The organism is Endozoicomonas sp. ONNA2 (genome assembly GCF_024606365.1).
GTDB lineage: Bacteria > Pseudomonadota > Gammaproteobacteria > Pseudomonadales > Endozoicomonadaceae > Endozoicomonas.
Genome location: NZ_JAHHPO010000595.1, coordinates 1 through 2,196 on the forward strand (window position 1 = coordinate 1; position 2,196 = coordinate 2,196).

The window sequence follows — 2,196 nt, forward strand, 5'->3', positions numbered from 1 at the left end:
TGTGACCGGAGTTGCAACGCAGCAGAGTGACTGGCAACTTAGTCAGAAAATATGATTTCATTTGGTTAACTACTTATAACTGCTCAGTATTATCAGGTAATTACATGAATCAGGATCAGCTCAAAAAGGCCACTGCCGAAGCCGCATTACAATACATCTTGCCCCATCTTGAAAAACCCATGGTGATTGGTGTTGGTACCGGTTCTACTGCACGCTTTTTTATTGATGCCCTGGCCCAGTACAAGGATGATTTTGATGGCTGTGTCTCCAGCTCTGAGGCATCTACCGAGCAGCTGAAGGCCCATGGCATTCCTGTCTATGATCTGAATACTGTGTCTGACCTGCGTTTTTATATTGATGGAGCCGATGAAGCCAATGAACATCTTCACCTTATTAAAGGTGGCGGTGCGGCACTGACCCGGGAAAAGATCATTACGGCGGTAGCCAGAGAGTTCATTTGCATTGCCGATGACAGCAAGGCAGTGGGCGTGTTAGGTGAATTCCCATTGCCTGTGGAGGTTATTCCCATGGCTCGCAGTTATGTTGGCCGGGAACTGGTAAAACTCGGAGGGGATCCTGCCTACCGCGAAGGGGTTGTGACTGATAATGGCAACGTGATTCTGGATGTCTGGAACATGAAGATTCTGGACCCGGTGGCACTGGAACAAAAGATCAATGGTATTGTTGGTGTGGTGACCAATGGTCTGTTTGCCTGTCGCCCGGCCGATGTATTGCTGTTGGGTACAAACGACGGTGTTAAGGCATTGACAGCCAGGTGATTTAAAAACCGTATCATTGGGTTAAAAAACATATTTAATATAGTGATTGTCAATAATAAACATGCCCGGCGATCCGGGAGGCTAACCAAGAACAGCCTCCCGTAAGCCTCAGGCTGGATTTTTGTAGGCGAGCGGCCACTTTCAGGCGAATGCTCGATAAACCCACGTATCAAGAACAACAATAAAGAGTGACTGACATGCAAAAATCTTTCCTTAAGACAATGGCTATCTTGACTGCTGTATTAGCGGATACAGTGGCTCTGGGCAGCGAATCCAGCGCAGCTGCAGAAGATACCATCAAAATTGCCCTGGCAGGTCCGGTAACCGGACCCGTTGCCCAGTTTGGGGATATGCAGTTCATTGGCGCCAAAATGGCCATTGAGCAGATTAATCAGGCCGGTGGCGTCAATGGCAAGGCGCTGGAAGGGGTTGTCTATGACGATGCCTGTGACTCCGGTCACGCGGTAGCGGTTGCCAACAGGATTGTAAACGACGATATTCGATTTGTTGTCGGTCATCTCTGTTCCTCTGCAACACTACCTGCATCTGATATTTATGAAGATAAAGGTGTCTTGATGATCACGGCTGCCTCAACCAGCCCGGACATCACTGCTCGTGGCTATGAGCTGATTTTCAGAACCATTGGCCTGGATAGCATGCAGGGGCCAACCGCTGCCAGATACATCATTAATTCCGTAAAACCACAAAGGATGGCTGTGATTCACGACCAGCAGCAGTACGGTGAAGGTCTGGCCTCCAGTGTTCATGACGAAGTTCACAAGGCTGGCATTAACGTTGCCCTGTATGAAGCTGTCACAGTCGGCGACAAAGACTTTTCTGCTCTGATTGCCAGGCTCAAGAAAGAAAATGTGGATTTCGTCTATTACGGAGGTTACCACCCGGAGCTGGGCCTGATTTTGCGTCAGAGTGCAGAAAAAGGATTAAAGGTTAAGTTCATGGGGCCTGAAGGTGTTGGTAACAAGGATATTTCTGCTATTGCCGGTGCCGCTTCAGAAGGCCTGTTGGTGACGCTGCCCAAAAGCTTTGATCAGGACCCGGCCAATGCCCGGCTGGTGCAGGCATTCAAGGCCCGGCGTGAAGATCCTTCCGGGCCGTTTGTCTTTCCTGCTTACTCGGCGGTACAGGTCATGGCTGATGGTATGAAGCTGACCGCCAGTGAAGAACCTGAAAAAGTTGCCAGCAGCCTGCGCGCCAATAACTTCAAAACACCCACCGGTGAACTTGCCTTTGATGACCATGGCGATCTGAAGGACTTCGGCTTTGTTGTTTATCAGTGGCATGCTGATGGCAGCAAAACTGCCCTGACCAAGTGATCGCACCAGGAGGCTGTCCGAGAATAGTCTGCCCTACTGCGGTTGCGATAAATTGGTCTAAAAATTCCTGCTTCTTCGTCAAA

At 49.5% G+C, this 2,196-nt stretch carries 2 protein-coding genes; both read left to right on the top strand.

From position 1 onward, the window contains the following. The first annotated feature begins 104 nt into the window (after window positions 1-104). Entirely contained in the window at window positions 105-779 is a 675-nt protein-coding gene (rpiA, locus tag KDK14_RS10535; protein ID WP_257265063.1) for a ribose-5-phosphate isomerase RpiA, read from the top strand. Window positions 780-976: 197 nt separating this feature from the next. Continuing rightward, a complete protein-coding gene (locus tag KDK14_RS10540; protein WP_306671514.1) occupies window positions 977-2,113 on the top strand; it encodes a branched-chain amino acid ABC transporter substrate-binding protein in 1,137 nt (378 codons plus the stop codon). Window positions 2,114-2,196 lie beyond the last annotated feature (83 nt).

Coding starts and splice junctions, on each gene's coding strand:
- rpiA (WP_257265063.1), top strand. CDS start 105: ATGAATCAGGATCAGCTCAAAAAGGCCACTGCCGAAGCCGCATTACAA.
- KDK14_RS10540 (WP_306671514.1), top strand. CDS start 977: ATGCAAAAATCTTTCCTTAAGACAATGGCTATCTTGACTGCTGTATTA.